General features: G+C 65.2%; 16 protein-coding genes. 14 read left to right on the top strand and 2 right to left on the bottom strand.

The features are described from left to right. Nucleotides 1-15 precede the first annotated feature (15 nt). On the top strand, nt 16-1,080 hold the full coding sequence (locus tag ACN8M7_RS07145; protein WP_490260261.1) for a hypothetical protein: 1,065 nt from the start codon (nt 16-18) through the stop codon (nt 1,078-1,080). A gap of 52 nt (nt 1,081-1,132) precedes the next feature. Here ACN8M7_RS07145 and ACN8M7_RS07140 read toward each other — a convergent pair whose 3' ends face one another. Beyond that, nucleotides 1,133-1,897 (bottom strand): AraC family transcriptional regulator, encoded by a 765-nt coding sequence (locus tag ACN8M7_RS07140; RefSeq protein ID WP_490260304.1) that lies wholly within the window; start codon nt 1,895-1,897, stop codon nt 1,133-1,135. Nucleotides 1,898-2,005: 108 nt separating this feature from the next. Between ACN8M7_RS07140 and ACN8M7_RS07135 the strand changes: the two genes are divergently transcribed. The 13 genes from ACN8M7_RS07135 to ACN8M7_RS07075 all read left to right on the top strand — a co-directional run bounded on the left by ACN8M7_RS07135 (nt 2,006) and on the right by ACN8M7_RS07075 (nt 17,189). After that, the gene (locus ACN8M7_RS07135) at nt 2,006-2,992 is read left to right on the top strand and encodes a bile acid:sodium symporter family protein (protein WP_490260260.1); all 987 of its coding nucleotides are present in this window, start codon (nt 2,006-2,008) and stop codon (nt 2,990-2,992) included. Between the two features lie 76 nt (nt 2,993-3,068). Beyond that, nucleotides 3,069-4,130 (top strand): PA0069 family radical SAM protein, encoded by a 1,062-nt coding sequence (locus ACN8M7_RS07130; RefSeq protein ID WP_061238677.1) that lies wholly within the window; start codon nt 3,069-3,071, stop codon nt 4,128-4,130. A gap of 61 nt (nt 4,131-4,191) precedes the next feature. Beyond that, the gene (locus ACN8M7_RS07125) at nt 4,192-5,097 is read left to right on the top strand and encodes an AraC family transcriptional regulator (RefSeq protein ID WP_061238678.1); all 906 of its coding nucleotides are present in this window, start codon (nt 4,192-4,194) and stop codon (nt 5,095-5,097) included. 227 nt (nt 5,098-5,324) lie between these two features. Further along, nucleotides 5,325-6,635: an ABC transporter substrate-binding protein gene (locus ACN8M7_RS07120; RefSeq protein ID WP_490260259.1), complete on the top strand. Its 1,311-nt coding sequence runs from the start codon at nt 5,325-5,327 to the stop codon at nt 6,633-6,635. A 130-nt stretch (nt 6,636-6,765) separates the two neighbouring features. Beyond that, nucleotides 6,766-7,698 carry a carbohydrate ABC transporter permease gene (locus tag ACN8M7_RS07115; RefSeq protein ID WP_490260258.1) on the top strand — a complete coding sequence of 311 codons (933 nt, stop codon included), beginning with the start codon at nt 6,766-6,768 and terminating at the stop codon, nt 7,696-7,698. Between the two features lie 9 nt (nt 7,699-7,707). Next, a complete protein-coding gene (locus tag ACN8M7_RS07110) occupies nt 7,708-8,541 on the top strand; it encodes a carbohydrate ABC transporter permease (protein WP_061238681.1) in 834 nt (277 codons plus the stop codon). A gap of 15 nt (nt 8,542-8,556) precedes the next feature. Next, nucleotides 8,557-9,660, top strand: coding sequence for an ABC transporter ATP-binding protein (locus ACN8M7_RS07105; RefSeq protein ID WP_490260257.1), 1,104 nt, complete (start codon nt 8,557-8,559; stop codon nt 9,658-9,660). A gap of 26 nt (nt 9,661-9,686) precedes the next feature. Then, nucleotides 9,687-11,162: a mannitol dehydrogenase family protein gene (locus ACN8M7_RS07100; protein WP_490260256.1), complete on the top strand. Its 1,476-nt coding sequence runs from the start codon at nt 9,687-9,689 to the stop codon at nt 11,160-11,162. Nucleotides 11,163-11,177: 15 nt separating this feature from the next. Beyond that, the gene (gene tal, locus ACN8M7_RS07095; RefSeq protein ID WP_490260255.1) at nt 11,178-12,140 is read left to right on the top strand and encodes a transaldolase; all 963 of its coding nucleotides are present in this window, start codon (nt 11,178-11,180) and stop codon (nt 12,138-12,140) included. Nucleotides 12,141-12,142: 2 nt separating this feature from the next. Continuing rightward, nucleotides 12,143-13,642: a xylulokinase gene (gene xylB, locus ACN8M7_RS07090; protein ID WP_490260254.1), complete on the top strand. Its 1,500-nt coding sequence runs from the start codon at nt 12,143-12,145 to the stop codon at nt 13,640-13,642. A gap of 29 nt (nt 13,643-13,671) precedes the next feature. Then, the gene (locus ACN8M7_RS07085) at nt 13,672-14,625 is read left to right on the top strand and encodes a carbohydrate kinase family protein (RefSeq protein ID WP_490260253.1); all 954 of its coding nucleotides are present in this window, start codon (nt 13,672-13,674) and stop codon (nt 14,623-14,625) included. A gap of 13 nt (nt 14,626-14,638) precedes the next feature. Continuing rightward, nucleotides 14,639-16,303 (top strand): glucose-6-phosphate isomerase, encoded by a 1,665-nt coding sequence (pgi, locus tag ACN8M7_RS07080; RefSeq protein WP_490260252.1) that lies wholly within the window; start codon nt 14,639-14,641, stop codon nt 16,301-16,303. Between the two features lie 157 nt (nt 16,304-16,460). Further along, nucleotides 16,461-17,189 carry a carbonic anhydrase gene (locus ACN8M7_RS07075; protein ID WP_490260251.1) on the top strand — a complete coding sequence of 243 codons (729 nt, stop codon included), beginning with the start codon at nt 16,461-16,463 and terminating at the stop codon, nt 17,187-17,189. Nucleotides 17,190-17,440: 251 nt separating this feature from the next. On the opposite strand, the gene oadA is transcribed toward ACN8M7_RS07075, so the two are convergent. Beyond that, nucleotides 17,441-19,252 (bottom strand): sodium-extruding oxaloacetate decarboxylase subunit alpha, encoded by a 1,812-nt coding sequence (gene oadA / locus ACN8M7_RS07070; protein ID WP_061238688.1) that lies wholly within the window; start codon nt 19,250-19,252, stop codon nt 17,441-17,443. Nucleotides 19,253-19,258: the final 6 nt, after the last annotated feature.

The following is a 19,258-nucleotide window of genomic DNA, read 5'->3' as shown; positions in this document are numbered from 1 at the left end:
GCCATGGAGGGCCATATGCGTTTTCTTTTCCTCTTCCTGCTCAGCGCCGCATTGCCGGTAGCCGCCGAGCTGCGTGTCGAGAACCTGGAAGCCAAGCGTAGCGACTGGGAAACCTACCGTTTCCCCCTGTTCAACGGCGACAGCCCTGCCATCGGGCGTATCAACACCTACCTGCATGCGGTCGTGCTGAACGGCCTGCCAGGGCGCTTCGAGCGCTCGCCGTTCGAACGCATCTGGCCCAAGGACGGCGAAATCTGGGGGACCAACAGCATCGAATACATGATCGATGGCCAGGGACCGGGTTACCTGTCCCTGAGCGTGACGGGCGAATACACCGGGGCCTATACCAGCATGGGTACCTTCAGCTACCCGTTCGACCTGCGCAGTGGCCGCCCCATCGGTCTGGAGCAGTTGTTCACGGCAGCGGGCCTGCAACGACTGGGCGAACGTGTAGGTCTTGAGCGCGGCCAGCGCATCGAAGCTTTTCTCGCCGAATTGCCGCCTCCGACCGACACCGCGACAGAGCTGGACGAGGATGACGAGCGCCTCGAAACCCAGCGTGACATGTACCAGCAGTGCCTGCCGCGTCGAAGTAGCAGCGACCTGCAATACAACCGTGTGGAGCTGCACCGCGATACTCTGGTTCTGGTCGCCGAGGGCTGCGCGGCACACGTCGTGCGTGCCCTGGACGACCTGGGCGAATACAGCAACAGCATTCCCTATACACAACTGGCCGATGACTTCAGCCCCTACGGCCGCTGCCTGCTGCTGGAGCAGCGCAGCGACTGCCAGCGCCCTGCCGACCTGCGCGCCGGTGGCGCCTACCAGGGCAAGATCGCGGGCCGCTACGCGATCAGCCTGGTGCTCGGGAGCAGCGTCTATGCCTCCAGCAGCTACTTCTACGAGCGTTACGCCCGGCAGATCGAACTCAGCCCGCAGAGCATCAGTGCTGACCAGGTTCGCCTGTACGAAGGCGGCGACGACCCTGCCGTTTTCGACCTGCACTTGCAGCCAGATGGCTCGCTAACCGGCACCTGGCAGCAGCAGGGCGGCAAGGCGCTGCCCGTGGAACTGCACTGATCTGCTCATGAAACGCGCAATGTGCGTGAACATGGGTCCCGCACATTACACCCTACTGGCGAAAGAATTCCCCAGGTGTTGCACCGAACTGGCGGCGAAAGGCAGCGATAAAAGCCGATAACGAGTCATACCCGCAGGCCAGCGCCACATCGGTGACGCGCTCGCCCTGCTCCAGCGGGGTCAGCGCATCGAGCAGACGCTGGCGCTGACGCCACACGCGAAAGCTCAATCCCGTCTCGCGCAGGAACAGACGGCTCAGGGTTTTCTCCGAAACCCCCAGACGCTCGCCCCATTCGCCCAGGCCAAGCTGGCGCAGCCGCGCATTCTCCAACCCCTTGCATACCTCGCGCAGCCGCGCGTCCTGCGGCAGCGGCAGCACCAGCGCCACCTCCGGTGCGGCGCGCAGCTCGTCCAGCAGCACCGCGGCCAGCCGGCCCGGCGCGCCCTGCTCGTCGTACTCCGCAGGCAGCGCACTGAAACCACGAATCAGTTCGCGCAGCAGCGGGCTGACCGCCAACACGCGGCAGTCGGCCGAGCCCCAGGGCACGGCGCTGCCGTCGATATACAGGCTGCGCATCTCGGTACGGGGCGAGCTGAAAACCTGGTGCTCGACACCCGCCGGCACCCACACCGCGCGCTGCGGCGGGGCGACGAAGCGGGCACCCGCAGTCTGCACCTCGAGCACCCCGGCGATGGCGTAGGAGAGCTGCACCCAGGGGTGCGTATGGCGGAAGGTCAGGGCACGGTTGGTCAACGATTCGGTGCGGCCATAGAGCGGCCGGGGCAGGCTCGGCAGCTCGGGCAGGCGGCGATGCATGGCGGCGGGATGTCTGTTTGGCGACACTTGCTGGCTCTTTGGCGTTAGCCGGAAATTTTCGACGACGATAGTCTGGCGCCCTCCTGTATCGCAAGTCCGAGATTCGCCATGTTCCTGCGCCGCCTGCTGCCCGACAATTTCACCCTGACCCTGCTCGCCGTGGTACTCGCCGCCACGCTGCTACCTGCCAGTGGCCAGGTCGCCACGATCTTCGAGTGGATCACCAACCTGGCCATCGCCCTGCTGTTCTTCATGCACGGCGCCAAGCTGTCGCGCCAGGCGATTCTCGCCGGCGCCGGGCACTGGCGCCTGCATCTGCTGGTGTTCGCCTGCACCTTCATCCTCTTTCCGCTGCTCGGCCTGGCGCTGCGCCCTGCCCTGGAGCCGCTGCTGGGCACCGAGCTGTTCATGGGCATGCTCTACCTCTGCGCGCTGCCGGCCACCGTGCAGTCGGCCATTGCCTTCACCTCGCTGGCGCGCGGCAATATCCCGGCAGCGATCTGCAGCGCGGCGGCTTCCAGCCTGCTCGGCATCTTCCTCACCCCGCTGCTGGTGGCCCTGCTGATGGGCGTGCACGGCGACAACGGCTCGACGCTGGACGCCATCGGCAAGATCAGCCTGCAACTGCTGCTGCCGTTCGTGCTCGGCCAGGTCGCCCAGCGCTGGATCGGTGGCTGGGTCACCAAGAACAAGAGCTGGCTGAAATACGTCGACCAGAGCTCGATCCTGCTGGTGGTCTACACCGCCTTCAGCGCTGCGGTCATTGGCGGCCTGTGGCAGCAGGTGCCGCTGACCACCCTGCTGATGGTGATTGCCGCCTGCTGCGTGCTGCTGGCCCTGGCCCTGCTGATGACCCACCTGCTGGGCAAATGGCTGGGTTTCAACCAGGAAGACCGCATCACCATCCTCTTCTGCGGTTCGAAGAAGAGCCTGGCCACCGGCGTGCCCATGGCCCAGGTGCTGTTCGCCGGCAGCACCATCGGCGTGCTGATCCTGCCGCTGATGCTGTTCCACCAGATCCAGCTGATGGTCTGCGCGGTGCTGGCGCAGCGTTACGCCAAGCGCGAGGAAGCGCCACAGATCGCGGCGGCCTGATCGACGCAGCGATAGAAGGGACTTGCTCGGCTCTCAAATAACTGTATTTTTATACAGTATATTTTGGAGTCCGAGCATGTCCATCAGCCTGCCGCCACGTGGCCGTGGCACCGCCAGCAACCCGCATAACCGCTATGCGCCCACCCGTTCGCAGCGGGAAGACGACGGCTGGTATCAGGACGAAACGCCGCCCAGCCGCGCCACCGAAGTGCGCCAGGAGAAGGCGAAGACGGCGATCACCCGCAACAACTCGCCGGACGTCGGCTTCGACCGCTCGGTGAACCCGTACCGTGGCTGCGAGCATGGCTGCATCTACTGCTTCGCCCGGCCAAGCCATGCCTACTGGGACATGTCGCCCGGCATCGACTTCGAAACCCGCCTGATCGCCAAGACCAATCTGGCCGAGCGCCTCGAAGAACAACTGCAGAAGCCCGGCTACGTGCCGCAACCCATCGCTCTGGGCATCAACACCGACGCCTACCAACCCATCGAGCGCGAACAGCGCCTGACCCGCCAGGCGCTGGAAATCCTGCTGCGCTACAAGCACCCGCTGCACATCATCACCAAGGGCTCGCTGATCCTGCGTGACCTCGACCTGCTCAGCGAGCTGGCCAGCCACAACCTGGTCAGCGTGGCCTTCAGCCTGACCACCCTGGACGACGAGCTCAAACGCATCATGGAACCGCGCACCGCCGCGCCAGCGGCGCGCCTGAGGGCCATGCGCACGCTGCACGAGGCGGGCGTACCGGTCAGCGCCATCTGTGCCCCGATGATTCCCATGATCAACGACATGGAGCTGGAAGCGCTGCTCGAAGCCGCCCGCGATGCAGGCGCCCGCTCCGCCGGCTACGTGCTGCTGCGCCTGCCGCTGGAAATCGCCGAGCTGTTCGAAGAGTGGCTGCAGGTGCACTTTCCGGATCGCGCCGCCCACGTGATGAGCCTGATTCGCCAGAGCCGTGGCGGCCGGAACTACGACAGCCGTTTCGGCAGCCGCATGCGTGGCGAGGGCCAGTTCGCCGATCTGCTGGAGCAGCGCTTTCGCCTGGCGCGGCGCAGGTTCGGCCTGGATCGACGCGGCAGCGTGATGCTGGACTGTTCGCAGTTCTGCCCGCCAGGTGCGCAATTGAGCCTGCTCTGACTTGGCAGCAGGTCGCGATATGTTAAAACGTGAGCAACCGAGGCTTTGACCGGCACTGCCCATGACCCGCACATCTCGCGTAGCCGACCCGTCCTACGAGCTGATGGACGACCATGAAGGTCATTCGCTGATCTACCGTCAGCATGGCTTTCCCTCGCCCCTGGTGCGCTGGCACTTCCACAAGGAATACGAGCTGCACCTGATCGTCGCCAGCTCCGGCAAGGTATTCATCGGCGACTACATCGGCAACTTCTCCCCCCATACCCTGTTCCTCACCGGCCCTGGCCTGCCACACAACTGGATCAGCCAGGTCGAGGAAGGCGAGGTGGTGGAGACCCGCGACATGCTGGTCAATTTCACCGACGAAGTGCTGGAAAGCGGCACCGCCGTGTTCGCCGAGCTCAAGACCCTGCAACCCTTGCTGGCCCGCGCGCAGTTCGGCATCGAGTTCCGCGACCCACAGTTGATTCGTGAAGCCGCCGTGCTGATGGGCAAGATCGCCAGCAGCCGTGGCATCACCCGTCTGGGCCACTTCTTCATCCTCATGGAGCTGCTGGCCGGCAGCGAGGACTACCAGTTGCTCTCGGCCGTGACCTCGTCGGAGCTGGGCGACGAACAGCATGTCGAACGCATCAACCGGGCGGTGGACTACATCTTCCAGCACTACGCTCAGGGCATCACCCAGGAAGAGGTCGCCGAACACCTGGGCATGACCACCAGCTACTTCTCGCGCTTCTTCAAGCAGGCCACCGGGCGTGGTTTCGTCGAGTTCGTCAATCGCCTGCGCGTGAGCAAATCCTGCGAGCTGCTGAGCAAGAGCGACAAGCCGGTGACCGACGTATGCTTCGAGTCCGGCTTCAGCAACATTTCCAACTTCAACCGCCGCTTCCAGCAGCTCAAGGGCATGACGCCCTCGGGCTATCGCAAGCTCGCGGTGCAGCGCCTGACCGAACAAAACCTGTACTGAATCGGCCATGCCGCTCTGCAGCAATACCCTCCTCAACCCTGATTCCAGGCAGCTTCCTCGATAGCGAGGCTGGTTTTCATTTGCCCTGACAGTGCAAAAAAGTATCGATCACTGTGCACTCAAGGATTTGTCCGCGCGGGCCTGCGGGGGTGTAATCCGGCCCGAGCGAAACAAAAACAATAACGTTCTTCCGTAGCCGTGCCGGCGCGGGAGAGGAGTTCACAAGCATGAACAACTCGATCAAAGCACTCGTTGCAGCCTCTTGCCTGTCCCTCACCGTAGTCGCCCAGGGCGCCGAAACCCTGACCATCGCCACGGTCAACAACAGCGACATGATCCGCATGCAGCGGCTGTCGAAAACCTTCGAACAGCAGAACCCGGACATCAAACTCAAGTGGGTGGTGCTCGAGGAGAACGTGCTGCGCCAGCGCCTGACCACTGACATCGCCACCCAGGGCGGCCAGTTCGACGTGCTCACCATCGGCATGTACGAAGCGGCACTGTGGGGCGAGAAAGGCTGGCTGGAGCCGATGACCGACCTGCCCGCCGACTACGACCTCGACGACGTCTTCCCCTCGGTACGCGAAGGCCTGTCCGCCAAGGGCACGCTGTACGCCCTGCCGTTCTATGCCGAAGCCTCGATCACCTATTACCGCAAGGACCTGTTCGAGCAGGCCGGCCTGAGCATGCCCGAACAACCGACCTGGGAGCAGATGGCCGAATTCGCCAGCAAGCTGCATCAGCCGGACAAGGGCGTCTACGGCCTGTGCCTGCGCGGCAAGGCCGGCTGGGGCGAGAACATGGCGCTGATCACCACCCTGGCCAATGCCTACGGTGCGCGCTGGTTCGACGAACAGTGGCAACCGGAATTCACCGGTAGCGAGTGGAAGAACGCGCTGAACTTCTACGTCGACAACATGAACAAGTACGGCCCACCCGGCGCCTCCAGCAACGGCTTCAACGAGAACCTGGCGCTGTTCAACAGCGGCAAGTGCGCGCTGTGGGTCGATGCCAGCGTGGCCGGCTCGTTCGTTACCGACAAGTCCCAGAGCAAGGTCGCCGACGCAGTGGGCTTCACCTTCGCGCCGACCCAGGTCACCGACAAGGGCGCCTCCTGGCTGTATTCCTGGGCGCTGGCGATTCCCACCAGCTCCAAGTCCAAGGACGCCGCCAAGACCTTCAGCGCCTGGGCCACCTCGCAGGCCTACGCCAAGCTGGTGGCCGACACCGATGGCGTGGCCAACGTGCCGCCAGGCACTCGTAACTCGACCTACAGCGATGCCTACATGCAGGCCGCGCCGTTCGCCAAGGTCACCCTGGATTCGCTGAAGAAGGCCGATCCGGCCGACCCCAGCGCCAAGCCCGTGCCCTACGTGGGAATCCAACTGGTGACCATTCCCGAGTTCCAGGCCATCGGCACCAGTGTCGGCAAGCTGTTCGCCGCCGCGCTGACCGGGCAGATGCAGCCGGAACAGGCCCTGCAAGCCGCGCAGCAGAGCACCGCACGGGAAATGAAACGCGCCGGGTATCCGAAGTAGCCATCTGCAGGGTGGACAACGCGAAGCTTGTCCACCGCTCGATGTCGCCATAGGCGGACAAAAAGAGCGGCGTTCACCCTACGCCTACACACCGCGTCTCTGTCACCACGACACCGCCCTCGGAGGCATGATGAATTCTCCGGCCATCGACTCACCCGCAACGCAGGTCAGCACGCTCGGCGGGCACAAGCCCCGGCGTCTGGCGCCCGGCTGGTACCTGGTCAGCCCGTCGGTGCTTCTGCTGCTGATCTGGATGATCGTGCCGCTGGGCATGACCGTCTATTTCTCGCTGATCCGCTACAACCTGCTGTATCCCGGCGAGAACGATTTCGTCGGTCTGGAGAACTTCGAGTACTTCGTCACCGATGCCGCCTTCCTCTCCGGCGCGGGCAATACCGTGCTGCTGGTGGGCAGCGTGCTGCTGATCAGCGTGGTGCTCGGCGTGCTGATCTCCGCCCTGCTGGAGGCCAGCGAGTTCTTCGGCCGCGGCATCGTGCGGGTGCTGCTGATCTCGCCGTTCTTCATCATGCCCACGGTCAGCGCGCTGCTGTGGAAGAACCTGATCTTCCACCCGGTATCGGGGATTCTCGCCGCCGTCTGGCAATTCTTCGGCGCCCAGCCGGTGGACTGGCTGGCGCACTATCCGCTGTTCTCGATCATCATGATCGTGTCCTGGCAGTGGCTGCCGTTCGCCATCCTGATCCTGATGACCGCCATGCAGTCGCTGGATCAGGAGCAGAAGGAAGCCGCGCGCCTCGACGGCGCCGGCCCCATCGCCATTTTCTGGCACCTGACCCTGCCGCACCTGGCGCGGCCGATTGCGGTAGTGGTGATGATCGAAACCATCTTCCTGCTCTCGGTGTTCGCCGAGATCTACACCACCACCAGTGGTGGCCCCGGCTACGAGTCGACCAACCTCGCCTACCTGATCTACAACCAGGCCCTGCTGCAGTTCGACGTCGGCATGGCGTCTGCGGGCGGGCTGATCGCGGTGGTCATCGCCAACATCGCCGCCATCGTGCTGATCCGCATGATCGGCAAGAACCTGACCGACCGGCAGTAGGAGCGAAGCATGCTGACCCTCAAGCAATCCCGTCGCCTGCAAAGCGTGCTGGTCGGCGCCCTGGCCTGGGCCATCGCCGCGCTGATCTTCTTCCCGATTTTCTGGATGGTGCTGACCAGCCTGAAGACCGAGATCGACGCCTTCGCCACGCCGCCGCAGTTCATCTTCACCCCGACCCTGGAGAACTACCTGCACATCAACGAGCGCAGCGACTACTTCGCCTTCGCCTGGAACTCGGTGCTGATCTCCGTCTCCGCGACGCTGCTGTGCATGCTACTGGCGGTGCCGGCGGCCTACTCCATGGCCTTCTTCGAAACCAAGCGCACCAAGGCCACGCTGCTGTGGATGCTGTCGACCAAGATGCTGCCGCCGGTCGGCGTGCTGGTGCCGATCTATCTGCTGGCCAAGCAGTTCGGCCTGCTCGATTCGCGCCTGGCGCTGATCATCATCTACACCCTGATCAACCTGCCGATCATCGTGTGGATGGTTTACACCTACTTCAAGGACATCCCCGTGGACATCCTCGAAGCGGCGCGTCTGGACGGCGCCACCACCTGGCAGGAGATCGTCCGCGTGCTGCTGCCGATCGCCCGTGGCGGCCTGGCCTCGACCATGTTGCTGTCGCTGATCCTGTGCTGGAACGAGGCGTTCTGGTCGCTCAACCTGACCAGTTCCGCCGCCGCCCCGCTGACCGCCCTGGTGGCCTCCTACTCCAGCCCCGAGGGCCTGTTCTGGGCCAAGCTTTCCGCCGTTTCGACCCTGGCCTGCGCGCCCATCCTGATCTTCGGCTGGATCAGCCAAAAACAACTTGTACGCGGCCTGTCCTTCGGCGCGGTGAAATAACGGGAGACCTTCAACATGGCTGATCTGAAGATCCGCAATCTGCAAAAAGGCTTCGACGGCACGGCGATCATCAAGGGCGTCGACCTGGACATCCGCGACCGCGAATTCGTGGTCTTCGTCGGCCCCTCGGGCTGTGGCAAGTCCACCCTGCTGCGGCTGATCGCCGGCCTCGAGGAAGTCAGCAGCGGCCATATCGAGCTCGACGGCCAGGACATCACCGACATGGCGCCGGCCAAGCGTGACCTGGCCATGGTGTTCCAGACCTACGCGCTGTACCCGCACATGACCGTGCGCAAGAACCTGTCGTTCGCCCTCGACCTGGCGCGGGTGGGCAAGCAGGAGATCGAGACCAAGGTGGCCGACGCCGCGCGCATCCTGCAACTCGACGCGCTGCTCGAACGCAAGCCCAAGCAGCTCTCCGGTGGTCAGCGCCAGCGCGTGGCCATTGGCCGCGCCATCGTGCGCAACCCGAAGATCTTCCTGTTCGACGAGCCGTTGTCCAACCTCGATGCTGCCCTGCGCGTGCAGACCCGTCTGGAGCTGGCGCGCCTGCACAAGGACCTGCAGGCCACCATGATCTACGTGACCCACGACCAGGTCGAAGCCATGACCCTGGCCGACAAGGTGGTGGTGCTCAATGGCGGGCGCGTCGAGCAGGTCGGCTCGCCACTGGAGCTGTATCACCACCCGGCCAACCTGTTCGTCGCCGGCTTTCTCGGTACGCCGAAGATGGGCTTCTTGCGCGGCACCCTGAGCAAGGTCGAGGCCGACAGCTGCAGTGTGCAACTGGAATGCGGCACGCAGCTGCAACTGCCATTGTCCGCCGCCGGCCTCGGCGTCGGCAGCAGCGTGACCCTGGGCGTGCGCCCGGAGCACCTCAACGTGGTCAACGCCGGCGCCGGGCGCCTGCAGGTGAGCGCCGATGTCAGCGAGCGCCTGGGCAGCGACACCTTCTGCCACGTGCGTTGCAGCTCGGGCGAGATGCTCACGGTGCGCGTGCGCGGCGACTTCGCGCCGCGTTACGGCGCGGCCCTGTCGCTGGATTTCGAGCCGGCGCACTGCCACCTCTTCGACGCCGATGGCCAGGCCGTCGCCAAACCACTGCAGCAGGCCGCCTGACGCCGCTCCACCACGGGATGTTCCAGATGAAACTCAATCGCCAGCAGCTTTCCCGGCTTGGCGGCGCTGTCGCGCTGCCCAGCTACTCCGCGGACACGATCCGCACCGGCATCGCCCATATCGGTGTCGGCGGCTTTCATCGCGCCCACCAGGCGGTCTATACCGACGCCCTGATGAACCAGGGCCTAGCGCTCGACTGGGGCATCTGCGGGGTCGGCGTACGCGCCGAGGACCGCGCCATGCGCGACGCCCTGGCCAGCCAGGATTACCTCTACACCCTGGTCGAACTGGGCGACACACCGAACCTGCCCGTGCGGGTGATCGGCGCGATCAGCGACATGCTGCTGGCCGAGGAGTCGCCGCAGGCGCTGATCGACAAACTGGCCGATCCGGCGATTCGCATCGTCTCGCTGACCATCACCGAAGGCGGCTACTGCATCGACGACAGCACGGGAGAATTTCTCGCCGAGCTGCCGGCCATCGCCCACGACCTGCGCCACCCCGAGTCGCCGCAAAGCGTGTTCGGCTTTCTCTGCGCCGCCCTGGCCAAACGTCGCGCCGCCGGCACGCCAGCCTTCACCCTGATGTCCTGCGATAACCTGCCGCACAACGGCGATGTCACGCGCAAGGCGCTGCTGGCCTTCGCCCGGCTGGCCGACCCTGAGCTGGCCAGCTGGATCGACCAGCACGTCAGCTTCCCCAACGCCATGGTCGACCGCATCACGCCGATGACCAGCGCCGCCCACCGCCAGCAACTGGCTGAGCAGCACGGCGTCGAAGACGCTTGGCCGGTGGTCTGCGAGCCCTTCGTGCAATGGGTGCTGGAAGACAAGTTCGTCAGCGGCCGGCCGGCCTGGCAGGAGGTCGGCGTGCAGTTCACCGACGACGTCACGCCCTACGAGGAGATGAAGATCAAGCTGCTCAACGGCAGCCACCTGGCGCTGACCTACCTGGGCTTTCTCAAGGGCTATCGCTTCGTCCACGAGACCATGAACGACCCGCTGCTGCGCCAGTACGTGCGTGCGTTCATGGACCTCGACGTGACGCCGCAGCTGGCACCGGTGCCGGGCATCGACCTGAGCACCTACAAGGACACGCTGATCGAGCGCTTCTCCAACCAGGCCATCGCCGACCAGCTGGAGCGCGTCTGCTCCGACGGCTCGTCGAAGTTTCCCAAGTTCATCGTGCCGACCCTGCATCGCCTGATCGAAGACGGCAAGCCGCTGGATCGCGTAGCGCTGGTGGTCGCGGCCTGGGCGCTGTACCTCAAGGGTGTGGACGAGAACGGAACACGCTACAAGATTCCCGACCCGCGTGCCGCGCACTGCCAGGCACTGGTGGCCGACGATGCGCAGATCACCGCGCGGATACTCGGCGAGGAGGCGATCTTCGGCAGCGCCCCGGGGCGGTCGGCCGAGTTCGTCGCCGCCTTCGAACGCTGCCTGGCCAGCCTGCGCGAGCACGGCGTCAGCCAGACCCTGCACAACCTGCTGCACGCCTGAGCCCCGGAGACGCACATGCCCAGCCCGCTCGCCCAACTCAGGCAGTACAGCGTGGTGGTCGCCGATACGGGCGACCGCGCCGCCATCGAGCGCTTCCGACCCGAGGATGCCACCACCAACCCGTCGATCATCCTCAAGGCGCTGCGAGCCGGACAGTACCGCCAGCAGATGGACGACGCGCTGCGCCAGGCAATGGCCAGCGGCACTGCGACCCCGACGATCATCGCCGAAGCCTGCGACCAACTGGTGGTGAGCATGGGCGTGGAGATTCTCGCAGCGATCGACGGCAAGGTTTCCACCGAAGTGCCGGCAGCGCTGTCGTTCGACACGACAGCCACAGTGGCGCGGGCGCGTTCGCTGCATCAGCGCTACCTGCAACTGGGCGTGCCCGGCGAGCGTGTGCTGGTGAAGATCGCCGCCACCTGGGAAGGTATCCAGGCGGCGCGCCAGCTGGAACGCGAGGGCATTTGCTGCAACCTCACGCTGATCTTCAACCTGGCCCAGGCCCGCGCCTGCGCCGAGGCCGGCATCTATCTGGTATCGCCCTTCGTCGGGCGCATTCTCGACTGGCACCAGCAGCACAGCCCGGACGCCAGCTTCGACGCCGAGAACGATCCCGGCGTATTGTCGGTGCGCCAGGTCTATCGCTTCTTCAAGCAGCATGACTACGCCACCGTGGTAATGGCGGCGAGCTTTCGCAACATCGGTGAAGTGCTCGCCCTGGCCGGCTGCGACCGGCTGACCATCAGCCCTGCCCTGCTCGCCGAACTGGAACAATCCAATACGGAGCTACAGCGGGCACTGGCCGATGACGGCCGTCGCGAGCCAGCGCCGAGCCCGCTCGACGAAGCGCAGTTTCGCTGGCAGATGAACGAAGACCCCATGGCCACCGAGAAACTTGCCGAGGGTATTCGCCAGTTCCATGCCGATCAGCTCGCCCTGGAAGCGCTGCTGATCGAGCGCATGCGGGAGCTCTGAGCATGTACCTCGGCATCGATTGCGGCACCCAGGGCACCAAGGCCCTGGTACTCGACGCCGACAGCGGCCAGGTGCTCGGCGCCGGCAGCGCCAGCCATACACTGCAAAGCGCGGCCAACGGCCGCCGCGAGCAGCAGCCGCAGCAGTGGCTGGAGGCCTTCGAGCAGGCCACGCGCCAGGCGCTGGCGGCCGCTGGCGTTCGCGGCGAGCAGATTCTTGGCATCGGCGTCTCCGGCCAGCAGCATGGGCTGGTCCTGCTCGACGAGCAGGGCGCAGTGCTGCGCCCGGCCAAGCTCTGGTGCGATACCGAGTCAACACCGGAGAACCAGCGCCTGCTCGATCATCTCGGCGGCGAAGCCGGTTCGCTGCAGCGCCTGGGCGTGGCCATCGCCCCCGGTTACACGGTGTCCAAGCTGCTGTGGACGCGCGAGCAGCACCCCGAGCTGTTCGAGCGCATCGCGCATATCCTGTTGCCGCACGACTACCTCAACTACTGGCTCACCGGGCGCGCCTGCAGCGAGTACGGTGACGCTTCCGGCACGGGCTATTTCGACGTGCGCACACGCCGCTGGGACGGCGCACTGCTGGATTTCATCGACCCCAGCGGGCGCCTGCAGCGCGCGCTGCCGCACCTGCTGGAGGCGCACCAGCCGGTGGGCCACATCCGCCCGCAGATCGCCCGGCAACTGGGGCTGAACCCGCAGGCCGTGGTGGCCAGCGGCGGCGGCGACAACATGATGGGCGCCATCGGCACCGGCAACATTCGCCCCGGGGCGATCACCATGAGCCTGGGCACCTCCGGCACGCTGTACGCCTACAGCGAGCAGCCGATGATCAGCCCGCACCCGCAGGTGGCGACCTTCTGCTCATCAAGCGGTGGCTGGCTGCCGTTGATCTGCACCATGAACCTGACCAGCGCCACCGGACTGATCCAGCAACTGCTGGAGCTGGACATCCAGGCGTTCGGCGCGCTGGTCGAGCAGTCGCCGATCGGCGCCGAGGGTCTGCTGATGCTGCCGTTCTTCAACGGCGAGCGGGTGCCGGCGCTGCCCAGTTCGCGCGCCAGCCTGCTGGGCATGGACAGCGACAACCTGACCCGCGCCAACCTGTGCCGGGCGGTAGTCGAGGGCACCAGCTTCGGCTTGCGCTATGGTCTCGACCTGCTGCGCGCCAGCGGCCTGCAGAACCAGACCATCCGCCTGATCGGCGGCGCAGCGAAGAGCCCGGTGTGGCGCCAGGTGATCGCCGACATCATGGGCACGCCGCTGGTCTGCCCGCAGCACACCGAAGCCGCCGCGCTGGGCGCTGCGATCCAGGCCGCCTGGTGCCTGACGCCCGGAGCGGATCACCAGGCGCAGCTGGCCGCGCTGTGCGAGCGGTGCGTGCACCTCGATGTCGGCACGCAAACCCAGCCGGACCCGGCACGCACGGCGCAGTACGAACAGGTCTATCAACGCTACCGCGAGCAGGTCAGCCTGCTTGCCAATAGCAAACCGGCGTGATCACGCCTTGATTCATTAGGGAGAGGAACATGTACCTGGTCTGTGGCGAAGCGCTGTTCGACGTGTTCATCCAGGGTGATGGCGCACGTGGCAATGAGCTGGTGTTCAAGGCCATCGCCGGTGGCTCGCCGTTCAACGTGGCGCTGGGCTTGCGCCGCATGGGCGCCAACTCGGCGCTGTTCACCGGGATTTCCTCGGACCACCTTGGCCAGCGCCTGCGTCAGGTACTGCACGACGAAGGCGTGAGCGATGCCTACCTGATCGCCAGCGAGGCGCCGACCACCCTGGCGATGGTCGGCGTGGATGCCGCCGGCTCGCCACAGTATTCCTTCCGTGGCGAGGGCTGCGCCGACCGCCTGCTGCAGGCCGAGCACCTGCCGACACTAGATGCACAGGTGCGCGGCGTGCATGTCGGCTCATTTTCCCTGGTGGTGGAGCCGGTGGCCAGCACGCTGCTGGCGCTGGTACAGCGCGAACATCAGAGACGCCTGATCAGCCTCGACCCCAACGTACGCCTCGGCCCGGCGCCGGATGTCGCGCTGTGGCGCGAACGGGTCGAAGCCTTCGCCGGCTATGCGCATCTGATCAAGGTCAGCGAAGAGGATCTGCAGCTGCTGTACCCCGAGCGCGAGCCGCAGCAGGTCGCCGCAAGCTGGCTCAACCAACGTTGCCAACTGGTGTTTCTCACCCACGGCAGCAAGGGCGCCAGCGTCCACAGCCGCCACGGGCACTGGTCGGCACCGGCGGTGGAGGTGTACACCCGTGACACCGTCGGCGCCGGCGATACCTTCCAGGCCGCGCTGCTCAGTTACCTGGCCCGCCACGATCTGGACGCCCCCGAGGCACTGGCGACGCTGAGCCGCGAGCAGGTCAACGACATGCTGCGCCTGGCCATCGAGGCGGCTGCGCTGACCTGCTCGCGGGTCGGCCCTGACCTGCCCTATCTGCATGAGCTGGATCGCCATCACCTGGCAGCGCGCTGAAGAGGGTTGCCCCATGCCTTACACCCCGCCCACCCAGGACGTCACCCAACTGCCCAGCTGGCAGGCGCTGAGCGAACATCGTCAGGCGCTGGACGGCTTCAGCCTGCGCCAGGCATTCGCCGACGACCCACAGCGTTTCAGCCGTTTTTCCCTGGATGACTGCGGCCTGTTCCTCGACTACTCGAAGAACCTGATCGACCAGCGCACGCGCAGCCTGCTGGTCGACCTGGCCAGCGACGTCGGCCTGGCGCAGGCCATCGCAGCGCTGTTCGAGGGTGCTAAGGTCAACGCCTCGGAACGCCGCCCGGCGTTGCACACGGCGCTGCGCCGGCCCCTGGGCGACCGCGTGCTGGTCGACGGCGTGGACGTGATGCCAGAGGTACACCACGCGCTGCAGCGCATGAGCGAGCTGGTCGGCCGTGTGCACCATGGCCTGTGGCGCGGCTATAGCGACAAGCCGATCACCGACGTGGTCAACATCGGCATCGGCGGCTCCTTTCTCGGCCCGCAACTGGTCTCCGAGGCGCTGCTGCCCTTCGCCCAGCGCGGCGTGCGCTGCCACTATCTGGCCAATATCGATGGCAGCTCGTTCCAGGAGCTGGCCGCCAAGCTGTGCGCCGAAACCACCCTATTCATCGTCTCGTCGAAAACCTTCGGCACCCTGGAAACCCTGAAGAACGCCCAGGCCGCGCGCGGCTGGTACCTGGCCCAGGGTGGCAGCGAAGACGAGCTGCACCGGCACTTCATGGCGGTATCGAGCAACGTCGAAGCGGCCTGCGCCTTCGGCATTCGCGAGGAAAACATCCTGCCGATGTGGGACTGGGTCGGCGGGCGTTACTCGCTGTGGTCGGCCATCGGCCTGCCGATCGCCATGTCCATTGGTATCTCCAACTTCAAGGAGCTGCTCACCGGCGCCTATCGCATGGACCTGCATTTCCAGCAGGCGCCGTTCGAACGCAACATGCCGGTGCTGCTGGCCCTGCTCGGCGTCTGGTACGGCAATTTCTGGGGCGCGCAGAGCCACGCCATCCTGCCGTACGACCATTACCTGCGAAACATCACCAAGCACCTGCAGCAACTGGACATGGAGTCCAACGGCAAGCGCGTACGCCAGGATGGCAGCGCCCTGCAGATCGCCAGCGGGCCGGTGATCTGGGGCGGTGTCGGCTGCAACGGCCAGCACGCCTACCACCAGTTGCTGCACCAGGGCACGCAGCTGATCCCGGCAGACTTCATCGTCCCGGTAAGCAGCTACAACCCGGTGGCCGACCACCACCAGTGGCTGTTCGCCAACTGCCTGTCGCAAAGCCAGGCGCTGATGCTCGGCAAGAGCCGCGCGGAGGCCGAAACCGAGCTGCGCGCCCAGGGCCTGAGCGAAGACGAAGTGCAGCGCCTGGCGCCGCACAAGGTGGTGCCCGGCAACCGTCCGAGCAATACCCTGGTGCTGGAGCGGGTCAGCCCCGGCCGCCTGGGCGCGCTGATCGCCCTCTACGAGCACAAGGTCTTCGTGCAGAGCGTGATCTGGGGCATCAACGCCTTCGACCAGTGGGGCGTGGAACTGGGCAAGGAATTGGGCAAGGGCGTCTATTCGCGCATGGTCGGCAGCGCGACCAGCGGCACCGAGGACGCATCCACCCAGGGCCTGATCGACTTCTTCCGCAGCCACCATCGCGGCTGACGTTCGGCGGCGCGCCCGGCCGCTAACATCGTGCCTCAATTGAGAGAATCTGCCGGTTGTCGCACCGTCTGGCGCAGGAGAAACTTGCGGTGTGACTCGCGCAGCGCAGCGGCAGTCGTTTTAGCTGCGTATTTTCGATAACAAAGAGGTTCAGGGCATGCCTTACAAACACCAGGTGATTCCGCTTCAGACCCATGAGGGCAACGAAACTGCCGAACAGGCGCTGCACAGCATCGTCGACGGCTTCAAACGCTTTCGTACCGAGGTGTTCCCGCAACAGGAAGAGCTGTTCAAGAAGCTCGCCACCGCCCAGAACCCACGCGCCATGTTCATCACCTGCGCCGACTCGCGCGTGGTGCCGGAACTGATCACCCAGAGCTCGCCTGGCGACCTGTTCGTCAACCGCAACGTCGGTAACGTGGTGCCAGCCTACGGGCAGATGATGGGCGGCGTTTCCACCGCCATCGAATACGCGGTGATGGCCCTGGGCGTGCAACACATCGTCGTCTGCGGTCACTCCGACTGCGGCGCGATGAAGGCAGTACTCAACCCGGCGTCGCTGGAAACCATGCCCACGGTAAAAGCCTGGCTGCGCCATGCCGAGGTGGCACGCAGCGTGGTGGCCGAGAACTGCAACTGCAGCGACGATAAGGAAACCCTGGCGGTGCTCACCGAAGAGAACGTGGTGGCGCAGCTCAACCACCTGTGCACTCACCCGTCGGTGGCGGCCAAGCTGGCGCGCGGTCAGTTGTTCATCCATGGCTGGGTGTATGACATCGAAACCAGCCAGATCAAGGCCTACGACGCCGAACTGGGCAGCTTCCTGCCGCTCGATGGCGACAAGATTCCAATGGCTACGCCGCGCTCACGCTTCCCGCAGAGCTGAAACGCGCCGGCCGGAGTCAAGGCTCCGGCCGGCTGAAGGAAAAGACCATGCCCCGCGCCAGCGGTGCTGATCGCCCGCGCTGTGCTTGCGCACCTGGGGCATGGCCAGAGAACTGCAGTAAAAAAAAGAGCCTTGCGACTCCTGGGTCTCAAACCCTGAGGCGCCTCATGCGAAACGCCTGCGAATAAAAAAGGAGCCCGGGTTACACCCCCGTCAAACTTGCCCATCCAACAGGCCGGGCTCCATAGAGGTTAACCTTCGATTTCCACCAGTACTTCGCCCGGATTGACGCGGTCGCCCTTGGCCACGTGAACGGCCTTGACCTTGCCGGCAATCGGCGCCTGCACTTCGGTTTCCATCTTCATTGCTTCAGTGATCAGTACCGCCTGACCGGCCTTGACCGTGTCACCTTCCTTGACCAGCACATCGACGATGTTGCCCGGCATGGTGGTGGACACGTCGCCCGGCGCACCGGCCTGCTTGCGCTTGCCGCCAGCACCCGCCACGAAATCGTTGAGCGGTTCGAACACCACTTCTTCCGGCATGCCGTCGATGGACAGGTAGAAGTGGCGCTTGCCGTCGCCCTTGACGCCGACACCGGTGATGTCCACGCGGTAGCTTTCGCCATGCACGTCGACCACGAACTCGGTCGGTACACCTTCGCCACCCACCGGTGCCGCCGCGCCCTGACCATTGGGCATGGGCAGCAGCTCTTCCGGCTTGAGGGTGCCAGCGGCGCGCTCTTCGAGGAACTTGCGCCCGATATCGGGGAACATGGCGAAGGTCAGCACGTCCTCTTCGGACTTGGCCAGGCTGCCGATCTCTTCACGCAGGCGCGCCAGCTCAGGCTTGAGCAGGTCGGCCGGGCGCACGTCGATGACTTCCTCGCTGCCGATGGCCTGCTTGCGCAGTTGCTCGTCGACCTTGCCCGGCGCCTTGCCGTAGCGGCCTTGCAGGTACAGCTTCACCTCGTTGGTGATGGTCTTGTAGCGCTCGCCGGCCAGCACGTTGAAGAACGCCTGGGTGCCGACGATCTGCGAAGTCGGGGTCACCAGCGGCGGGAAGCCGAGGTCGGCGCGCACGCGCGGAATCTCTTCCAGCACCTCGTTCATGCGGTTCAGCGCGCCCTGTTCCTTGAGCTGGTTGGCCAGATTGGAAATCATCCCGCCCGGCACCTGGTTGACCTGCACGCGGGTATCCACGCCGGTGAACTCACTCTCGAACTGGTGGTACTTCTTGCGCACGGCATGGAAGTACATGCCGATTTCCTGAATCAGTTCCAGGTCCAGGCCGGTGTCGAACTCGCTGCCCTTGAGCGCGGCGACCATCGATTCGGTGCCCGGGTGGCTGGTGCCCCAGGCCAGACTGGAGATGGCGGTGTCGATATGGTCGGCGCCGGCTTCGATGGCCTTGAGCTGGCACATCGCGCCGAGGCCGGCGGTGTCATGGCTGTGGATGAACACCGGCAGGTCGACTTCGCTCTTCAGCGCCTTGACCAGCGCAAAGGTGGCATAGGGCGTGAGCAGGCCGGCCATGTCCTTGATCGCAATGGAATCGATGCCCATCGCCTGCATGGCCTTGGCCTGGGCGACGAAGGCGTCGGTGGTGTGCACCGGGCTGGTGGTGTAAGCGATGGTGCCCTGGGCATGCTTGCCAGCGGCCTTGACCGCCTCGATGGCCACGCGCAGGTTTCGCACGTCGTTCATCGCGTCGAAGATGCGGAACACGTCGATGCCGTTGACGGCCGCCTTGGCGACGAAGGCCTTGACCACGTCATCGCTGTAGTGGCGGTAGCCGAGCAGGTTCTGCCCGCGCAGGAGCATCTGCAGCCGGGTGTTGGGCAGCGCGGCCTTGAGCTGGCGCAGGCGCTCCCACGGATCTTCCTTGAGGAAGCGCACGCACGAGTCGAAGGTGGCGCCACCCCAGACTTCCAGCGACCAGTAGCCAACGCGGTCGAGCTTGTCGCAGATCGGCAGCATGTCTTCGGTGCGCATGCGCGTGGCCAGCAGCGACTGGTGGGCATCGCGCAGGACGGTATCGGTAACGGTGATCTTCTTGCTCATGATGTC

The organism is Pseudomonas spartinae, assembly GCF_965197125.1.
GTDB lineage: Bacteria > Pseudomonadota > Gammaproteobacteria > Pseudomonadales > Pseudomonadaceae > Aquipseudomonas > Aquipseudomonas composti_A.
This window is presented reverse-complemented; position numbering and strand designations above follow the sequence as displayed.

Excerpts from the sequence above, each read along its gene's own strand:
- pgi (WP_490260252.1), top strand. The coding sequence starts at position 14,639 with ATGCCTTACACCCCGCCCACCCAGGACGTCACCCAACTGCCCAGCTGG.
- ACN8M7_RS07140 (WP_490260304.1), bottom strand. The coding sequence starts at position 1,897 with ATGCATCGCCGCCTGCCCGAGCTGCCGAGCCTGCCCCGGCCGCTCTAT.
- ACN8M7_RS07075 (WP_490260251.1), top strand. The coding sequence starts at position 16,461 with ATGCCTTACAAACACCAGGTGATTCCGCTTCAGACCCATGAGGGCAAC.
- ACN8M7_RS07130 (WP_061238677.1), top strand. The coding sequence starts at position 3,069 with ATGTCCATCAGCCTGCCGCCACGTGGCCGTGGCACCGCCAGCAACCCG.
- xylB (WP_490260254.1), top strand. The coding sequence starts at position 12,143 with ATGTACCTCGGCATCGATTGCGGCACCCAGGGCACCAAGGCCCTGGTA.
- ACN8M7_RS07125 (WP_061238678.1), top strand. The coding sequence starts at position 4,192 with ATGACCCGCACATCTCGCGTAGCCGACCCGTCCTACGAGCTGATGGAC.
- ACN8M7_RS07135 (WP_490260260.1), top strand. The coding sequence starts at position 2,006 with ATGTTCCTGCGCCGCCTGCTGCCCGACAATTTCACCCTGACCCTGCTC.
- oadA (WP_061238688.1), bottom strand. The coding sequence starts at position 19,252 with ATGAGCAAGAAGATCACCGTTACCGATACCGTCCTGCGCGATGCCCAC.
- ACN8M7_RS07085 (WP_490260253.1), top strand. The coding sequence starts at position 13,672 with ATGTACCTGGTCTGTGGCGAAGCGCTGTTCGACGTGTTCATCCAGGGT.
- ACN8M7_RS07120 (WP_490260259.1), top strand. The coding sequence starts at position 5,325 with ATGAACAACTCGATCAAAGCACTCGTTGCAGCCTCTTGCCTGTCCCTC.
- ACN8M7_RS07110 (WP_061238681.1), top strand. The coding sequence starts at position 7,708 with ATGCTGACCCTCAAGCAATCCCGTCGCCTGCAAAGCGTGCTGGTCGGC.
- tal (WP_490260255.1), top strand. The coding sequence starts at position 11,178 with ATGCCCAGCCCGCTCGCCCAACTCAGGCAGTACAGCGTGGTGGTCGCC.
- ACN8M7_RS07105 (WP_490260257.1), top strand. The coding sequence starts at position 8,557 with ATGGCTGATCTGAAGATCCGCAATCTGCAAAAAGGCTTCGACGGCACG.
- ACN8M7_RS07145 (WP_490260261.1), top strand. The coding sequence starts at position 16 with ATGCGTTTTCTTTTCCTCTTCCTGCTCAGCGCCGCATTGCCGGTAGCC.
- ACN8M7_RS07100 (WP_490260256.1), top strand. The coding sequence starts at position 9,687 with ATGAAACTCAATCGCCAGCAGCTTTCCCGGCTTGGCGGCGCTGTCGCG.
- ACN8M7_RS07115 (WP_490260258.1), top strand. The coding sequence starts at position 6,766 with ATGAATTCTCCGGCCATCGACTCACCCGCAACGCAGGTCAGCACGCTC.